Here is a 17,998-nt window from a genome sequence, read left to right as displayed (position 1 = left end):
GTCAGTCAGTTGTAGCGCTATATCCGGGCGCAACGCTTCGTCAGAAGGCCGCGCGTCCGGACCGGAACATCCTGTTTCTTTCGTTTGATTTGTTAGCCCGGCAGTTCCGTACCACCGATGGGTGTTTCAACCATCGCAACCGCGCCGCGTTTTTCCGCGCAATCCTGCGTAGCTCACGCCTTCAGAACGCAGAACGGCAGCCCGTTACCTTACCGCCTTCGCCACTCCGTCGACACACGCTGTCCCGCGAACTGACAAAACCTCGTTCGTTGAAAATTATCCTTTATAATTTAATGCGTTAGAACGCGTTGTTGACAGGATGGATTAGCATTTGTGCTCGCGGCCGGGTTTCACCGGCGCCCGTCTGCGCGCGTCGCGCCAGTCCCAAGCAAACAGAACAAGCACCGAAAGGAAGCCCTGAATGACTACGCCCGCGACCGTTTTGCCCCGCTGGACCATAGCCGCGCCCTTCGTCGCCTGGATCGTGCTGGGTATGGCGTATGCCCTGCCGGGCAACGGGCTGCTGCTCGCGTTAATCGGCGTAGCGCTGTGTGCGGCCGTGTTTACAGCGGTGCACCATGCGGAAGTGGTCGCGCATCGGGTCGGCGAGCCGTTCGGCACCCTGGTGCTGGCGGTGGCCGTGACGGTGATCGAGGTTGCGCTGATCGTTTCAGTGATGTTGACGTCCGGTCCCGAGAAGGCCGGCCTCGCGCGCGACACCGTGTTCGCTGCGGTGATGATCGTCTGCAATGGGATCGTGGGCATCTGCCTGCTGGTGGGCGGCATCCGGCATCGCGAGCAGGACTTTCAGAGTCGCGGCGCCGCGGCGGCACTGGCGGTGCTCGCGTCGTTGTCCGTGTTGACGCTGGTCATGCCGAACTACACGACGACCAGCGCCGGCCCGCTTTTGTCGTCGTCGCAACTGGCATTCGCCGGGGTGTCGTCGCTAGTGTTGTACGGGGTGTTCGTGTTTGTCCAGACCGTGCGGCATCGCGATTACTTTCTCGCCGACGTCCCCGACGAGGACGTTCATGCCGCCCCGCCGAGTATCGGCGTCGCGCTGACAAGCGGCAGCTTGCTGGTGGTGTGCCTGGTCGCCGTCGTGTTGTTGGCGAAAGTGCTCTCGCCGGTGGTCGAAACCGCGGTGAAGAACGCGGGCGCGCCACCGGCGGTGGTCGGCATTATCATCGCCGCGCTGGTGCTGCTACCCGAAGGACTCGCCGCTGTTCGCGCGGCGCGTGCCGATCGCTTGCAAAACAGCCTGAATCTCGCGCTCGGCTCGGCGCTGGCCAGTATCGGGCTGACCATTCCAACGGTTGCCGCGGTGTTTTTGTGGACTGCCCAGCCGCTCATACTCGGTATCGACGGCAAGGAAACCGTGCTGTTGATGCTCACGCTGGTCGTCGGCACCCTGACGCTCAGCAGCGGACGCACGACGATTCTGCAAGGCGCCGTGCATCTGTCACTGTTCGCGGCGTATCTGTTTCTGTCCTTCGCGCCCTGACGACAGAATGGGGCCCTCGCTCTACCGGAACAACGGGCTCCTTCTTACTCCTCCCAATGCTCCGCGATCCAGTCGCGAAACAGATTCAGCTTCTGCTGATGCGCGACCGAATCCGGATACACGAAGTAATAGCGCCAGCCGGTCTTAAGCACCGTATCGAACGGCCGCACGAGGCGCTTGGCCGCGACGTCTTCATCGATCAAGGCAAGGTCGCTGATGGCGACACCGAAGCCCTGCAACGCGGCGTTGGTCGCCATGTCGAGCGTGTCGAAGCTCGGGCCGTGGCCGGCGTCGATACCGTGTGTATTGGCGGCATCGACCTCGCTCACCTTGGCGAGCCACATCTTCCAGTCACGATGATCGCGCGTGGGATGCAGCAGCGTGTGGCGCGCCAGATCGGCCACCTCGTCCAGCGGTTTGTCTTTCAGCAGGTCCGGCGCGCACACCGGCGTCAGACGCTCCTCGAATAAGGGCACCGCCTGCACGTCCGCCCCCGGCGACGAGCCATAGATGATCGCCGCATCGAACGGCTCGAGCTGAAAGTCGACGTCGTGCTGCCACGTCGTGGTGATCTGAACGTGCAACTCGGGGTACTCGGCCTGGAAGCGCATGATCTTCGGCAGCATCCAGCGCATTACGCAAGTTGGCACTTTCAGTGCGAGATCGGTGCGCTGACGCGTGAGGCGCAGCGATATCTCTTCGATACGCGCAAAGCTCTCCTTCACGGCCGGCAGCAGCAATTCGCCTTCGGCGGTCAGCGTCAGACCTTTTGCATGGCGTTTGAAGAGCGGAAACTTGTAGTAATCCTCGAGCGCGATGATCTGCCGGCTCACCGCGCCTTGTGTCAGGCATAGATGGTCAGCGGCGCGCGTGAAGCTGCGATGCCGCGCGACGGTTTCGAAAATCTGCAGCGCGTTGAGCGGCGGGAGACGTCGCATCTGGGTAGTCCGGTCCGGGATCAGAAAAAGTCATTGCTCGGATAGGCGGCGTTGCGCGCCGTCATACCCATTGAGCCCACAGGATACGCGATCAGATTGTCCCGTACGCGTTGCGCGCGGGCAAACGCGCATGCATTTGGCTCATGACGCGACCATCCGGTCCAGCCTAAGCGCACCCACCTGCACCGATTCAGGGCAAATCCCGCCTGACACCGCACCAGAACCGAGCTTTCCTCATACCTCCTTCACGCTCGTCCACGCAAAAAAATCATGGACGTTAACCCCGATACGCCACTGTCCCGGCGTTCCAACGGATCGCAGCAAAGCCGTCGCTAGCATCGCGCAACAGCCGACCCATGAGATTCCGTCATGCGCTCCATGCGCATATTTCGTTTGTTGGGGGATTTTGGCAAACCTAGAGTGCATCCACACGCAACGCATCCGGCATTGCGTGCGGTTGGGCTCCACAGGCAGCGCATATGGGCGATGCAGCGGCAGCGGTCAGAGCGAAACTCACCAGGCAACAGGCGTTCAACACAGGAGACCGCCATGCAAGAGATCAAACGGGGTAGAAGGCAGGCCATCAAGACGATCGGCGCAGCGCTCGCGGCATCCACCTTGCCGATGCCGTTCATCAATCTGAGAGCACAGGAGCACAACTTCTCCGGCAAGACGCTACGCTTGCTGACCTGGTCGGACGATACCGGCGCGGCCGCCTTGCGCAACATCGCTGCCACGTTCATGGCGAAGACCGGCGCGAAAGTCATCGCCGACCGCGCCGACGGCACCTCCGGCATGGTCGCCAAGGTCAAGGCCGCGGGCGATCGCCCCACTTACGACGTCATCACGCTAGCCGGCGTCGGCGCGGCGGGTCTCGGTGACGCGGGTCTGCTGATGAAGCCCGATCTCGACAAACTGCCGAACCTGAAGGACGTCGCGCCGCAATACCGCACGGGGGCGAATGGTTTCGGCGTCGGTTACCTGCTGTGGTCGGACGGCCTGATCTACAACACGTCGACGGTCAAGACCGCACCGACCACATACGAAACATTGTGGGACCCGAAGTACGCCGGACGCCTTTTCCTGCCGCCGCCGGAATGGGCCGAGGCCGTGGACCTCGCGATCATCGCCGCGAAGATGAACGGCGGCTCGCAACAGAACATCGAGCCGGGTTTCAAGAAGCTCATGCAGTTGAAAGACCGCGTGATGACGCTCGGCGAGAACCCGAATCAGGTGGCCGATCTGTTCCGCACCGGTTCGCTCGATATCGGCGGCATCTATTCGCCGGCTTTTTTCCCCGACCAGATCCGCAAGCCCGAGTACAAAATGGGCGTGACCTACGGCATGAAGGAAGGCTTCGCCACGCAGTTGATGTTCACGGTGATTCCAAAGTCGCACCCGGCCGACAGCGATCTGATCCACGCCTTCATCAACCATTCTCTCGACGCCGGCGTGCAAGGTCGCATGGCTGCCGACGTGCTGAATGGCCCGGTCAATTCGAAAGCCGTGATTTCCGCCGAAAGCCGCGCGTTCGTGCCGAGTCCGCAGCAGATCGCCGAGAAAGCGATCCTGCATGACGACAAGGCGCTCGCCGTCGTGCAGCCTGCGTGGATCAAGCGCTACACCGAAATTTTCTCGGCATGACCGCGATGCTCGCGCGCTTTTCGCGGCGGGTCTCATCGACGTCGGACGCTGCGGCGGGTGATGCGGCGGGTGCAGCTTCCGGCTCGCCCGGCGCCGCGTCCGGCGCACCGGACGAGCAGGCGTCCACGGCACTCGCGAAAGTGCGCCCCTGGCTTCTACTCACGCCGATCCTGCTATTTCTCGCCATACTCGGCGCGGCGGCCCTCGTCGTGCTGCGTATGAGTTTCGGCACCCAGGGCAGCGAATGGCACGGCTTCACGCTGCAGAACTACGCTGATCTCATCGACGGCTATTTCCTGAAGTCGCTATGGCTCACGTTGAAGCTCGCGTTCCAAAGCATGATCTGCGCGGTGCTGCTGGCCATTCCCGTCGCGTTGGCAATGGCGCGCACCAAATCGCGGCTCGCGCGGCGACTGTTGCTCGCGGGCGTGCTGCTGCCCTTGCTCGTCAATCTGCTGCTGCAAGGGTATGGCTGGCTGATCATTCTCGGACCGGCCGGCCTGCTCAATCACGCACTGCTTGGCAGCGGCCTCGTCGACCGTCCGGTGATGTGGCTGTATCGCGAACACGGCGTATTGCTCGGTTTGATTCAGACGGCGTTTCCTCTGGCCGTGCTGCCGTTGTCGAGTGCCATGCGCGCGGTCTCGAGCTCGTATGAAGAAGCCGCGGCCACGCTTGGCGCGACGCGTTGGCAAACGCTGCGTCATGTTTTGCTGCCGCTCGCCATGCCAGGTCTCGTGTCCGGCGCCCTGCTCGTGTTCGCGTACAACGCCAGCGCCTTCGCCGTGCCGCTGCTGCTCGGCGGACGCCGTGTGCCGATGCTCGCCGTGCTGGTCCACGACCAGGTCGCGCCCTTGCTGAACTGGCCCGCCGCTTCCGCATCGGGCGTCGTCCTGATGATCGCGACGCTTACGGTGATGGCGCTGTCACAGCGCCTCGTGCGCCGTACGCAACATCTCACCGAGGAGCCCCACGCATGAGCACGCCGGTTCAAACCCCACGCCTGATGCGTCCGCCGGGTTCACCGCGCCTGCCGCGTTTGCCGATGACCATGCCCGGCCAGCTCGGCAAAGCCACCGCGCTGCTCGCCGCCGTCGTGCTGTTTCTCGCCGCGCTGCCGATCCTGACGATGATCACGATGTCGTTCAGCGCGGCCGACACGCTCGAATTCCCGCCGCATGCCTACGGCTTGCATTGGTACCGCGCAGCGTGGCACAGCTTCGTCTCGCCGGATGCAAGCGACGCGCTCTCGATGGGCGCCGCGCTCAGCACGAGCCTGATCGTCGCGCTCTCGACGATGGTCATCGCCACGCTCGTCTCGGTGCCCGCCGCCTACGCATTGAGCCGCTACCGTTTTCGCGGCAAACCCGCGGTCGAACAACTGGTGGCGTTGCCGCTCGTCTATCCGCTGGTGATGCTCGGCTTGTCGCTGCTGCTGGTGTTCAACGTGCTGCCGGTCGAACTCGGCGTATTCCGCCTGATCATCGCGCACGTGATTCTGGCCCTGCCGTTCACCGTGAAAAATTGTGCGGCGTCGGTGGCCTCGATCGGCCCCGAATTCGAGGAAGCGGCCTGCGTGATGGGCGCGAGCCCAAGCCGCGCGCTGATCGACGTAATCCTGCCGCTCATGCGCCCCGGTATTCTCGCCGGCATGCTGTTCGCGTTCATCATCTCGTTCAACGAATTCACGGTGACCTTCTTCCTGTACGGCATCGACACGATGACGCTGCCGGTGTGGCTTTACAGCCGCACGGTGTCGTCGCTCGATCCGACCGTGTTCTGTTTCGCCGTATTCATCGTCGCGATCGACTTCGCGCTGATCTGGCTGCTCGAAAAGCTGATCGGCGACGAAGGGGTGGCGCTTTGACCATCCTTTCGATTCGCGCGGTGCTGATGCCTTTTTGCTGGAGCATTCGATGACCCATCTGACCTTGCAGGCCGTGACCAAGCGCTTCAACGCGGCCCATGCCGTCGACAGCGTCGATCTGAGCGTGCCCGACGGCAAGCTGGTGTGCTTCCTCGGGCCGTCCGGCTGCGGCAAGACCACCCTGTTGCGCATGATCGCCGGGCTGGAAACGCCGAGCTCGGGCAACATCAATTTTGCCGGTCGTGACATCACGCGCCTGCCCGCCAACCAGCGCGACTTCGGCATGGTGTTTCAGTCGCTCGCACTGTTTCCGCATATGACGGTCGCGCAGAACGTCGCGTATCCGCTCAAGCTGCGCAAGACCTCGAAAGACGCGCAAACGCGCCGCGTCACCGAATTGCTGGAACTGATCCAGTTGCCGCATATGGCTAACCGGCCGGTCACGCAACTCTCCGGCGGCCAGCGGCAACGTGTGGCGATTGCACGCGCAATCGCGTCGCAACCGAAACTGCTGCTGCTCGACGAACCGCTCTCCGCGCTCGACGCCAAACTGCGCGAAGCGATGCAGGTCGAGATCCGCCTGCTGCAACAGCGTCTCGGCATCACAACGATCATGGTCACGCACGACCAGCGCGAAGCGATGACGATGGCCGACGAAATCGTGGTGATGGAGAAAGGCCGGATTGCGCAAGTCGGCAAACCGCTCGATATTTATCGCGACCCGGTCAGCGAATTCGTCGCTGACTTTATTGGGCTCGGCAACATCCTGCCGGTTACCTATGACGGCGCGGGCGGCGTCAGTCTGCCGGGCGGCAGGCGCATTGCCGTTGCGCAACCAGCGCGGGTGCCGGAGTCCAGCAGCGATATCCGTCTGCTGATCCGGCCGGAGGACGTGTGCGTCAAATCGGCGTCCGATGCTGCGGGTCAGAACCGGCTCGCGGGTACGGTGACTTTTATCCGCGACGTGGGGGCGTCGCTCGAAGCGACGATCGATTGCGCGGGGTTCACGCTGACCGCCGCGACCACGCCACGCGAAACACCGGGGCTGACGCTCGGCATGCCGGTGCTCGCGGAATTGCCACCGCACGCGTGCAAACTGATCGCGGCCCGCGCGGCGCATTGAAACGCGTCACTCAAGAACGCCACTGAGGCATGGCACTGAAACACGCCACCGAGGCACGCCACTGAAGCGTTCACAAAAACCGATTCCAATACCGAGTTTTCGACAGAGGAAAGACCATGAATCAGCCCCAAGTTGCTCCATCGAATGCGCGCCGCGTCTTCGCCACCCTCGCCGCGACGCTCGCCTTCACCGGCGTCGGCGCCCTGTGCGCGTTTTCGTCCGCCGCGCATGCCGACGCGCTCGACAGTATCGCCAAGTCCGGCACGGTACGGATCGGTGTATTCGAAGACTACCCGCCGTTCGGCTCGATCGGCCCGGACATGAAACCGATGGGCTACGACATCGACGTCGCCAATCTGATCGGCAAGTCGCTCAACGCGAAGGTCGAGCTCGTGCAGGTGACCGGCGACAACCGCATGGCCTACCTCGCCGATCACAAGGCTGACATGCTGCTTTCAGTCGGTCAGACGCCGGAACGCGAAAAGGTGATCGACTTCTCGCAGCCTTACGCGCCCTACTACCTCGCCGTCTTCGGTCCGAAAACGCTGCCCGTGAAGAACGCCGCCGACCTCGCCGGCAAGTCGATTTCGGTCGCGCGCGGCACGCTGGAAGACCTGAGCGTGACCAAGATCGCGCCGCCCAGCGCGAACATCAAACGTTTCGACGATCCTAACGGCGCTATTTCGGCGTTTCTTTCTGGTCAGGTACAGTTGATGGTAGTCGGCAACGACGTCGGCGCAACCATTCTTGCGCGTCATCCGGCGAACGATCCGGAGCAGAAGTTCTTGCTGTTCAGCTCGCCGGACCACGTCGGTTTGAACAAGAATGAGCCGCGTCTGAAGCAGAAAGTCGACGACACAATTGCCAAGGCCCGCAAGGACGGCACCATGAACGCGATTTCGCAGAAATGGCTGCGCACGCCGCTGCCGGCCGACCTCTGAACCTTTTTTGCGCGGACCGGCCAGGCCGGTCCGCGCCGGAGTTTGACCTCACGATGAGCGCCAAGTCATGACCTATGCGTTCGATTTCAGCGGCTTCGGCCTCTATGCGGGGCTGCTCGCGCGCGGCGTCGCCGTCACGCTGGGGCTGACCGCCGTATCCACCGTGCTCGGCGGCGTTGTCGGCATTGGCGGCGCGAGCATCGCGGTGGCCGGGCCGAAGTGGGCGCGCTGGGTGGTCGCGACTTACGTCGAGTTGATCCGCAATACGCCGTTCATCGTGCAGTTGTTCTTCATCTTCTTCGGCTTGCCCAGCCTCGGTATTCATATCGACGAAGTGCAGGCCGCGATTCTGGCGATGACCGTCAACCTGGGCGCGTACGCGATCGAAATCGTGCGCGCCGGTATCGATTCGATTCCGCGCGGCCAGGTGCAGGCGGCGCAAGCGCTCGGCCTGCACGGACGGCAAGTGTTTCGTTACGTCGTGTTGCCCCAGGCAGTCGCCAACGTGTTTCCCGCGCTGCTGAGCCAGGTACTGATCGTGATGCTCGGTTCGGCGGTGGTCTCGCAGATCTCAGTGCCCGATCTGACCTATGCGGCCAACTTCATCCAGTCGCGCAACTTCCGCTCGTTCGAGAGCTACGTGATCATCACCGCGACGTATCTGGTGTTGTCGATCGTATTGCGGCAACTCATGAACCGGCTCGGCCGCAGCCTCTTTGCGGGCCGCGTGGCTCGCGGCGGCAGCAGCGACAGCGTGCCGCGTAACTGGCGCACCCGCCTCATGTGGCGCGGCGCCCGCACCCTGCCGACGGAGCGTTGATCATGGTCGAATTCACCCTCTGGGACATCGCCCGCAACCTGTTGCTCGCCGCCCGCTGGACGGTGTTGTTATCGCTGATCGCGTTTGTCGGCGGCGGCATTGTCGGGCTGATTCTGCTCGCGATGCGCGTATCGCCGTTGCCGTGGCTGCGGCGGATCGTCGTCGTGTATGTGGAAATATTTCAGGGCACGCCGTTGCTGATGCAGCTGTTTCTGGCGTTCTTTGGCCTGCCGCTGCTAGGTGTCGACGTGTCGCCCTGGGTTGCGGCAGCCGTCACGCTGACGCTTTATACCAGCGCGTATCTGGTCGATATCTGGCGCGGTTGCGTGGAAGCGGTGCCACGTGGCCAGTGGGCCGCCGGGGCGAGTCTCGGCATGACGTTCAGCCAGCAACTGCGCTACATCATCTGGCCGCAGGCGCTGAAGATCGCCGTGGCGCCGACCGTCGGCTTCCTGGTGCAGGTGGTGAAAAGCACGGCGCTCGCGTCGATCATCGGCTTCACGGAATTGACCAAGACCGGCACGATGATCACGAACGCCGCATTCCGACCGTTCCCGATCTACGGCATGGTCGCGATGATTTACTTCGCGATGTGTTTCCCGTTGACGTGGTACGCGCGCGTGCTGGAGAAGCGGCAGAAGATCGGACAGCACCGGTAACTTGCCGTGGGCTGTTCTTTGCTGCGCTCGATTAGCGCGTTGCCGCACTGGACGGTCCTCGAAAAGCTCTGTCGCTCCCGCACGCATTCACGAAAAAAGCGGCAACCGGATTACACGGTTGCCGCTTTTTTGTTGCCACAGCGATTTGACTACTTCGCCGCCTGCGTCGACTTCCGCAACTTCGCCACGTCACCTGGCGTGACCGCCGGGCCGCCGTTATTCCAACCGGCCCGCACGAAGGTCAGCACATCGGCGATCTGCTGATCGTTGAGCACCGGCGCGTACTTCGGCATCGGATACGGCGCGGGAATGCCGCCGATCACCAGATCTTCCGTGCCGTTCAGCGTCACGTTGATCAGCGACGACGGATCCTTCTCCAGCACGTTCGGGTTGCCGGCCAGCGGCGCCAGCATCGGCGCAAAACCGCGCCCGTCGACGCCGTGGCAGTGCATGCAATACGCCGTATAAACACGCGCACCGGCATCGTTCGCAGGACGGTTCAACGATACCTTCGTCGCCTGGCTGTCGTACGTATAGGGCGGCGCACCATTGCCGGCCGCCGGCGGTAGCGACTTCAGGTACGTGGACATCGCCGCGATGTCGGTGTCGTTCATGGCCTGCGTGCTGTTGTTGATCACGCTGGTCATCGAACCGAACGCCGACGCGTGGCGATTGGCCCCGGTCCTCAGGAACGCCTGCAGATCCTGATCGTTCCATCGACCCAGCCCGACGTTGTGTTCGCCGGTCAGATTCGCCGCAAACCAGCCGTCGAGCACGCCGCCCGTCAGGAACGCGCTGCCGCTTTCATCGAGCGCCTTCTCCTGGAACGCGATGCCACGCGGCGTATGACACGAGCCGCAGTGCCCCAGGCCCTGAATGAGGTACGCGCCACGATTCCACGCGACATCCTTGCCCGGCTTGTCCTGATAGACGCCCTTCTCCAGGAACACCATGTTCCAGAACTTCAGCGGCCAGCGCATGTTCAACGGCCATTTGATGTCCGGCTCGCGGTTTGCCTGCTGCACCGGCGCCACGCCGCTCATGAAGTACGCGTACAGCGCTTTCATGTCGTCGTCGTTGACCTTCGCATACGACGGATACGGCATCGCCGGATACAGGTTGTGACCGTCTTTCGCGACGCCTTCACGCATCGCTTTCGCAAAGTCCTCTTCCGAGTAACTGCCAATGCCGGTTTGCTGATCCGGCGTGATGTTGGTGGTGTAGATCCGGCCCATCGGCGTGGTCATCGGCAGGCCGCCCGCGAACGGTTTGCCCTTCGGCGCCGTATGACAGGCGACGCAATCGCCGACCTTCGCCAGATAGGCGCCGCGCTGCACCAGCGCCTGATCGGCTGCTTGGGCCGGGGCTTGCGTCAGGAACGGCAACGTCACGCACAGCGCCGCACCGAAACCCTTGAGTGTGTTTTTCATGTTGGGCTCCTGTCAGGCGGTTTGCAGTTGGCTGCCGACCGGCAATTGCCGCAGCCGTTTGCCGGTGGCCGCGTAAATCGCGTTCGTCAGAGCGGGCGCGAGCGCCGCCGTGCCCGGTTCGCCGATGCCGCCCGGCGCCTCGCTGCTCTTCACGATATGCACCTCGATAGGCGGCGTTTGATCGATCCGCAGCATCCGGTAGTCGGTGAAATTGTTCTGCTCGACGCGACCGTCCTTGATCGTGATCTCGCTGTAGAGCGCGGCCGTGATGCCGAAAATGATGCCGCCCTGCACCTGCGCTTCGATCGTGTTCGGATTCACGACCATCCCGCAATCGACCGCGCACACCACACGCTTGACGGCCACCTCGCCCTGATCGACCGCGACATCGACGACGATCGCGAAGAAGCTGCCGAACGCATGCATCACCGAGACACCGCGCCCCTGGCCCTTCGGCACCGTACTGCCCCAGTTCGCCGCCTGCGTGGCGGTATTGAGCACGTTCAGCGCGCGCGGCGTTTTGCCGAGCAGATCCTGACGGTATTTGACCGGATCGACTTTCGCCTGGGCGGCGAGTTCGTCGATGAAACTCTCGACCACGAAGGTGCCGCGCGTCGGTCCCACGCCGCGCCAGAATGCGGTGGGAACAGCATGCGGTTCCTGGCGCACGTAGTCGATCAGTTGATTCGGCAGGTCGTACGGCAGGTCCGAGGCGACTTCCACCGCGTCCGGGTCGAGACCGTTCTTGAACGCCGGCGGTGCAAAACGCGCCATCACCGACGAGCCGACAATCCGATGCTGCCACGCGATTGGCTTGCCGTTTGAGTCGAGTCCGGCGGAGATCTTGTCGTAGTAGTACGGCCGGTACATGTCGTGCTGGATGTCTTCCTCGCGCGTCCACAGTACCTTCACCGGCGTCGACACCTGTTTGCCGATCTTGACCGCCTGCGTGACCATGTCGAACTCGAGCCGCCGGCCAAAGCCGCCACCGATCAGATGGTTATGCACGACGATCTTGTCAGCGGGCAAACCGGTGACGGCAACCGCGGCGTCCACCACCCGCGTCGGCACTTGCGAGCCGAGCCAGACGTCGCAGCCGTCGGCCCGCACGTGCACCGTGCAGTTGATCGGTTCCATCGTGGCGTGCGCGAGGAACGGCTGCTGATACACGGCATCGACGCGTGTCTTCGCGTTTGAAAACGCGTTGCCGACGTCGCCATCTTTACGCGCCACCGCGCCATTGCGTTGCGATGCATTGGCGAGATCGTCGACGATCTGCTTCATCCCTATCTGCGCGCCCGCGCCTTCGTTCCATTTGATGTCCAGCGCCTGCAAGCCACGTTTGGCGGCCCACGTGTGATCGCCGATTACAGCGACTGCATTATCGAGCTTGACGACCTGGCGCACGCCGGGGATTTTCTTTGCGTTGGTATCGTCGACGCTCGCAAGCGTACCGCCGAACACCGGGCAATTCGCGATAGCCGCGTAGACCATGTCGGGCACGCGCACGTCCAGTCCGAACAGCGCCGTGCCGTCCACCTTCTCAGGCGAATCGAGACGCTTGACCGGGGTACCGATCAGCTTGAAATCCTTCGGGTCTTTCAACGGTACGTTCTGCGGCGCGGGCAGTTTCGCCGCGGCGTTCACCAACTGCCCGTAACCGATGCTGCGATTGCTGGCCGCATGAATCACCTGCCCGGCTTGTGCATGACAGCTCGCCGGATCGACTTGCCATTGCTGCGCGGCAGCGCTGATCAGGATGGTGCGTGCGGCGGCGCCGGCACGGCGCATCGGTTCCCACGCAAAGCGGATCGACGTCGAACCGCCGGTGAGCTGGCCGCCGAGCAGTGGGTCCATGAAGAGCTTTTCGTTCGGCGGCGCATGGTCGAGCGTGACCGAGTCGAGCGGCACTTCAAGCTCTTCGGCGATCAGCATCGGGATCGACGTGTAGACCCCTTGCCCCATTTCGACCTTCGGAATCACCAGGGTGACTTTGCCCGCCGTGTCGATCTGGATAAAGGCGTTCGGCGCGAACACGCCGTTTTGAGGCGCTTCGTCAGCGTCGCCACCGATCACCGATTTGCCGGCCTTCTGGTCCTGACTCGCGGCCGGCATGCTGAAGCCGAGCAGCAAACCGCCGCCCGTGGCCGCGCCTACCGTGACGCTGAACTTAAGGAACGTGCGGCGGGTGATACCACCGTTGCCACCCTTCGACGGCTGCGCGCCGTTTTGTGCATCGAGCAATCCCTGGGACATGTCAGGCTCCCTTCGCGGCTTGCTTGATTGCCGCACGGATGCGGTTGTACGTCCCACAGCGGCAGATGTTGCCGGCCATGGCGGCGTCGATATCCGCGTCGGTTGGATCGGGGTTGCTCGCGATCAGCGACGCCGCCGACATCACCTGCCCCGACTGACAGTAGCCGCACTGCACGACGTCAAGCTGACGCCACGCCTGTTGCACCTTCTGCCCGGCCGGCGTGCCGCCGACCGCTTCGATGGTGGTGATTTTCTTGTCGCCGACAGCCGCGGCCGGCAGCACGCACGAGCGCACCGCGACGCCATCGAGATGCACCGTGCACGCGCCGCATTGCGCAATGCCGCAACCGAACTTGGTGCCGGTCAAGCCGACGAGGTCGCGCAAGACCCACAGCAGGGGCATGTCGGGCGGTGCGTCGACAGTATGAGTCTGGCCGTTGATGTTGAACGTTGTCATGGGCGGCTCCGGGTGGGGTTTATTGTTTATCAGGCTGTTTAGACAGAGACGTTGAACCAAAACGCAAAGACTTGCCGTGTTTATTCAGCAAGTCGTGCTAATACGCAATGCGGCTGCAGTTCAATGACGACATTAGATGATGCGCAGCGCGAGCGCGCTGGAAGCGGACCTGGAAATTGTAGTCGCGGATAAAGAAGTTCGCCGACAACGCGTGCATCTCCACGGCGTCCACGCGCCGAAAGAGAGGCGGCCGCAGTCCTTTCTGGAAGTGAAACCAGATTCAAATCAATGCGTTACCATTGCCACACTGGCTTGATCAGAGGCGCTTCGCGTACGCGCATCATTCTTATTGGTGCATCCTCGAGCGATTTTGTTAGCATGGATCTGGCTTGACCCGATCGCCCGGCCTGATCCGGCATGACTATCCGAAGGAGCGGCAAGATGAACGACCAGCAATGCACTCAATTCCTCTCGGAGATTCGCAGACCGCTACTGGCGCTGCATAAGTCGATTCTCGATCACGAGCGTGCATCGTACGAAAAGGAATTCGGCCCCGTGACACCGGCAGCGTTCCTGCAAGTACTCATCAACGGTTCGGGGTTCCGCTGGCTCACGCCGCTCTCCACGGTGATCGCGAACGTCGACGAAATTCTCGACGACAAGGAAGCGGATGCTGCCGATCGGCTCGCCGCAGCCGAAGCAATCACCGGCCTCTTTTCTCCCGACCAGCCCGACAACGCGTTCCTGCCGCGCTACCTGCCGCTCCTGCAAGCCGACCCGGCGATCCTGCATCATCACGGGCAGGTTTCGCAACTGCTGCGCGGCACTGAATCGAAGTAGCCGGCGGCGCGTTACTTCGTCTGGGGATTCGCTGGCATTAGCCAGGCGTCGTCGCTGTGGTTGAGCGCGGCAGCACGATGTGCTGGTGATGCTGGCACCTTTGGCTCCCGAATTCACTCACCATTGCCAGGCGTGCATTTCGGTCGATCACGCGTCGTCTTGTTGAATACAGGATCGACGCATTCGCGACGATTACCAGGCTTTCCGCATCCAGCCAGCACAACGACACCTTATTTCAAGGTGATTTATGCTCGATTCGTAATAGTGGGCCGTACCTGCGCCGCTCACCGCTCAATCCAGTGCGGCCGTCAATCACAATCTTTTGAATTTGCCTGGCTTTGCTGAATAAAACAAAGGTGAGCTTTTGCGGGATGCTTTCAGCGGATGCTACGAAATGCCTTTCAGCGCGCTTTGGAACACCCTGCTAAGGTAAGCAGGCTTTCTCACGACACTCACCGTTATGCAAAACTGGCCGCTTCCCGAACGCTATACGTTCCGCGATCAAACCGTGCGCTTTAACGTGGCCGGCAACGGTCCGCCGCTGGTGCTGGTTCATGGCACACCGTTTTCTTCGTATGTGTGGCATCGCATCGCTCCGCATCTCGCACAGATTCGCACCGTCTATTACTACGATCTGCTTGGCTACGGGCAATCCGAACAGCGCGACGCTCAGGATGTCTCGCTCGGTGTGCAGAACGTGCTGCTGGCGGAATTGCTCGCGCATTGGCAACTGAAGAGTCCAGACGTCATCGCGCACGATTTCGGCGGCGCAACTTCCTTGCGCGCGCATCTCATTGACGGGTGTGACTACCGGAGCCTCATACTGATCGATCCGGTTGCCGTCGCGCCATGGGGTTCGCCGTTCGTGCGGCACGTGCGCGAACACGGCGCGGCGTTCGCCGGGCTGCCGCCCTATATCCATGAAGCGGTGGTGAAGGCGTACGTGCGTGGCGCCATCGCTCGCGACATTCCGGACGAGGAACTCGCGCCTTATGTGACGCCGTGGCTCGGCGCAACCGGACGAGCCGCGTTCTATCGCCAGATCGCCCAAATGGATCAGCGTTATACCGACGAGGTCGAAGCACGCTATTCGCAGATACGTTGCCCGACGCAAATCCTGTGGGGTGTGGAAGACCAGTGGATTCCGCTCGAACGCGGCCGGCACCTGGCGGCAGCCATACCGGAGGCACGCTTTCAGGCGGTGCCCAAGGCCGGGCATCTGATGCAGGAAGATGCGCCCGAAGCGATCGTCGCGGCGGCGCTGCGCTGGTTCGGTTGAAGGCGTGGGCCGTTACCGGCGCTATTCAGTACCGGATACGGATGCGTGGATGTGGAAAAACAGCGGCCCCGGCAAATGATTTACCGGGATCGCTGCTTGTGCCGATGCGACGGAAACGCCCGCTGATATACCGCTAGCCGCGGCCTTGCGGCAAATACGGCATCGGATCGATCGGCTTGCCGTCGCGGCGCAACTCGAAGCCCACGGAAACGCGCGAGTTATTTTCATCGCCCATCTCGGCAATCTGCTGACCTTGCCGCACGACGTCACCGATTTTGACCAGTAGCTTGCGGTTATGCGAGTACGCGGTCAGAAAGTCCTTGTTGTGCTGGACGATGATCAGACTGCCGTAGCTATTCAGACCGGTGCCGGCGTACATCACCTTGCCGTCGGCCGCGGCCCTTACCGGATCGCCCGCCTTGCCGCCGATTTCGATGCCGCGCGTTTCACCCGGCTGGAAAGCTTCGACTACACGGCCACCCGCAGGCCATGCCAGCGACACGCCGTTCGCGTGCCGCGAAGTCTCTTGCGCGACTTCGCGCACCTCGGCGGCGCTAGGCGCGGATGCGGGTGTGGCGGACTGTGCCGCTGCCTGCGACGTGGTTGCCGCCGACGTCTGCCGCGCTGCAAGCGGAACAGCGGACGCCGCCGCAGCCGCTGCAGCGTTGGCCGCATTGACTGCCCGCACCGTTTCCGGCGAGGCGACGTGCAGCACCTGCCCCTGCTTCAACCGCGAGGAAGGCTTGAGATCATTCCACGCCTGCAACTGCCTGACACTGCAATGATGACGCTGCGCAACGCGCGCCAACGTGTCGCCACGCTTGACGCGATACACCAACGGCGGCGCCTTTTTTAGCGGCGTGCCGTCGTCCGCGGCTGGCAGAACCGACGTGCCTGCGACGACATTGGAAGCTGGCGCCGCAGCCGCCGCCGGCACAGCGGACGCGGCCGATGTACCCGATGCGCCCACTGCCGCGCCGGTCTGCGCGCCCTGCTGCCCCACATTCGCACAACCGCTGACCGCCAGCGCGACCCACGCGCCAGCCAGACTGGCCATCATCGTTCTGTCGAAACGCTTTCCCAACATGTTCGACTCCTGCTTTTTATTGGCGGGATGGGTGCCGCCCTGTCGCGTACGACGCGCGCATTCTGACGAAGCGCTGCCTTCTTTCGCGACACAGCGAGGCCGCCTCGTGCGACGCCCACCCATGCCCTGCCGTCCAACCCAACCCCTTTCGCCCTGCTGATGTCCGATGCCGATAAGAGGCGATCTTCCGCGAAAAGGGCCAGATTGCCGATTAAAATTCACGCGGAATTGTAAAGTGCGTTTTGCAAAAAACGTCCCGTCTCACACGTTTTGATACAAACCTTACGCACGGTGTTGCAGACACGGTTGCGCGTGCAACCAGTCCGGCGCGGCATGCTCTCGAGCAGCCGCTGCTCCGTGCAGGTCCGGTTACCACTGCCCTAGTGTTGTATTAGCCGGCGTTCCAGATCCGTTCGCGCCGCATGCATAGTGGTAGCTTGAAGCGCCCACACGCACCGTCGCAAAACCCGTAAACGGCTGCGCCGCCGGACGACCGGACGATAACGTTTGCTTTAACGGCAAAACGCCGCCAAAACTTGAATCGCCGGTCGCCGCAACGCTAAGCGTGGAGGGAAAAATGTGTTGGCGAGCACACGAGCCTCTGCCCATCCTGCTCGATAAGACAGCGGCCGACTAGCTGTAGGTTTGGCCTTGATACTTCACGTAGCCGACCGGATGATGCGTGAAGTGCAGCACCGGCAGAACAGGGTTGCTGTTATCGGCGGTGGGATAGGCGCTGGCTTCGGAAATGTATTCGCCTTGCACCTCGATCGGTTGCCCCACCTGCAAGCCGGGGATTTGCTGCGCGAGCCCCTCGCTATCGCCGAAGCGCACGGCAACGAATACCTCCGTGCCGACAAGGTTCTGCGTGCCGCCCTCGAACTTCACGACCGTGTCGATCTTGATGACGAATTGCTGATGATCGGCGGCATGGTGAAACTCGGGGCTGAGGAACACTTTGCTGATCGTGGCTTGCACACAGGCGAGCGGCGCACCCAGCGAATTAGGGGAACTATGATGAGGAAGAGTCTGCGTCGCGAGATTATTCATGAAGTCTCCGTGAAGGGAACCCGATTGGTCTACGGCGAAACGTAGGCCGTGCCGCTGGGCGGTAGCGGCGCGATACCATTTGAGCAGACCCATGCGCGCGAGT

The 17,998-nt window shown here is 62.5% G+C and carries 16 protein-coding genes; 10 read left to right on the top strand and 6 right to left on the bottom strand.

Translation table 11 applies throughout. The features are described from left to right. Positions 1-421: 421 nt before the first annotated feature. Complete coding sequence (locus ACUN0E_RS12870) at positions 422-1,504, top strand: calcium:proton antiporter (RefSeq protein ID WP_445566806.1); 1,083 nt, start codon at positions 422-424, stop codon at positions 1,502-1,504. A 44-nt stretch (positions 1,505-1,548) separates the two neighbouring features. Here ACUN0E_RS12870 and ACUN0E_RS12865 read toward each other — a convergent pair whose 3' ends face one another. Continuing rightward, complete coding sequence (locus tag ACUN0E_RS12865) at positions 1,549-2,442, bottom strand: LysR substrate-binding domain-containing protein (protein ID WP_408388863.1); 894 nt, start codon at positions 2,440-2,442, stop codon at positions 1,549-1,551. A gap of 549 nt (positions 2,443-2,991) precedes the next feature. Between ACUN0E_RS12865 and ACUN0E_RS12860 the strand changes: the two genes are divergently transcribed. From ACUN0E_RS12860 to ACUN0E_RS12830, 7 genes are all read left to right on the top strand, one after another. After that, on the top strand, positions 2,992-4,086 hold the full coding sequence (locus tag ACUN0E_RS12860) for an ABC transporter substrate-binding protein (RefSeq protein WP_408338595.1): 1,095 nt from the start codon (positions 2,992-2,994) through the stop codon (positions 4,084-4,086). Between the two features lie 5 nt (positions 4,087-4,091). Further along, positions 4,092-5,066, top strand: a complete 975-nt coding sequence (locus ACUN0E_RS12855; RefSeq protein WP_445570428.1) for an ABC transporter permease — start codon at positions 4,092-4,094, stop codon at positions 5,064-5,066. Continuing rightward, positions 5,063-5,953, top strand: a complete 891-nt coding sequence (locus tag ACUN0E_RS12850; RefSeq protein ID WP_445566805.1) for an ABC transporter permease — start codon at positions 5,063-5,065, stop codon at positions 5,951-5,953. The genes ACUN0E_RS12855 and ACUN0E_RS12850 overlap by 4 nt, the downstream gene beginning before the upstream one ends. 49 nt (positions 5,954-6,002) lie before the next feature. Then, the gene (locus ACUN0E_RS12845) at positions 6,003-7,076 is read left to right on the top strand and encodes an ABC transporter ATP-binding protein (protein ID WP_445566804.1); all 1,074 of its coding nucleotides are present in this window, start codon (positions 6,003-6,005) and stop codon (positions 7,074-7,076) included. 116 nt (positions 7,077-7,192) lie between these two features. Then, the gene (locus ACUN0E_RS12840) at positions 7,193-8,017 is read left to right on the top strand and encodes a transporter substrate-binding domain-containing protein (RefSeq protein ID WP_445566803.1); all 825 of its coding nucleotides are present in this window, start codon (positions 7,193-7,195) and stop codon (positions 8,015-8,017) included. Between the two features lie 67 nt (positions 8,018-8,084). Further along, the gene (locus ACUN0E_RS12835; RefSeq protein ID WP_445566802.1) at positions 8,085-8,837 is read left to right on the top strand and encodes an amino acid ABC transporter permease; all 753 of its coding nucleotides are present in this window, start codon (positions 8,085-8,087) and stop codon (positions 8,835-8,837) included. Positions 8,838-8,839: 2 nt separating this feature from the next. Next, the gene (locus tag ACUN0E_RS12830) at positions 8,840-9,496 is read left to right on the top strand and encodes an amino acid ABC transporter permease (RefSeq protein WP_408236242.1); all 657 of its coding nucleotides are present in this window, start codon (positions 8,840-8,842) and stop codon (positions 9,494-9,496) included. A 149-nt stretch (positions 9,497-9,645) separates the two neighbouring features. On the opposite strand, the gene ACUN0E_RS12825 is transcribed toward ACUN0E_RS12830, so the two are convergent. The 3 genes from ACUN0E_RS12825 to ACUN0E_RS12815 are packed head-to-tail and all read right to left on the bottom strand — an operon-like array spanning position 9,646 to position 13,639. Continuing rightward, positions 9,646-10,926, bottom strand: coding sequence for a c-type cytochrome (locus ACUN0E_RS12825; protein WP_445566801.1), 1,281 nt, complete (start codon positions 10,924-10,926; stop codon positions 9,646-9,648). Between the two features lie 12 nt (positions 10,927-10,938). Further along, entirely contained in the window at positions 10,939-13,182 is a 2,244-nt protein-coding gene (locus ACUN0E_RS12820) for a molybdopterin cofactor-binding domain-containing protein (protein WP_445566800.1), read from the bottom strand. Between the two features lies 1 nt (position 13,183). Then, positions 13,184-13,639 carry a (2Fe-2S)-binding protein gene (locus ACUN0E_RS12815; RefSeq protein WP_408509404.1) on the bottom strand — a complete coding sequence of 152 codons (456 nt, stop codon included), beginning with the start codon at positions 13,637-13,639 and terminating at the stop codon, positions 13,184-13,186. 441 nt (positions 13,640-14,080) lie between these two features. On the opposite strand from ACUN0E_RS12815, the gene ACUN0E_RS12810 reads away from it, so the two are divergent. After that, positions 14,081-14,479, top strand: a complete 399-nt coding sequence (locus ACUN0E_RS12810; protein WP_325042634.1) for a hypothetical protein — start codon at positions 14,081-14,083, stop codon at positions 14,477-14,479. A gap of 460 nt (positions 14,480-14,939) precedes the next feature. After that, positions 14,940-15,758 carry an alpha/beta fold hydrolase gene (locus ACUN0E_RS12805; RefSeq protein ID WP_445566799.1) on the top strand — a complete coding sequence of 273 codons (819 nt, stop codon included), beginning with the start codon at positions 14,940-14,942 and terminating at the stop codon, positions 15,756-15,758. Between the two features lie 133 nt (positions 15,759-15,891). Here the strand turns inward: ACUN0E_RS12805 and ACUN0E_RS12800 are convergent, their stop codons facing one another. Further along, positions 15,892-16,842 carry a peptidoglycan DD-metalloendopeptidase family protein gene (locus ACUN0E_RS12800; protein ID WP_445570427.1) on the bottom strand — a complete coding sequence of 317 codons (951 nt, stop codon included), beginning with the start codon at positions 16,840-16,842 and terminating at the stop codon, positions 15,892-15,894. Positions 16,843-17,478: 636 nt separating this feature from the next. Beyond that, entirely contained in the window at positions 17,479-17,895 is a 417-nt protein-coding gene (locus ACUN0E_RS12795) for a hypothetical protein (protein ID WP_408236227.1), read from the bottom strand. Between the last annotated feature and the right edge of the window lie 103 nt (positions 17,896-17,998).

This window comes from Paraburkholderia sp. D1E (assembly GCF_052682275.1).
The sequence above is the reverse complement of the archived record's forward strand: the minus strand, read 5'-3'. Positions and strand labels throughout refer to the sequence as shown.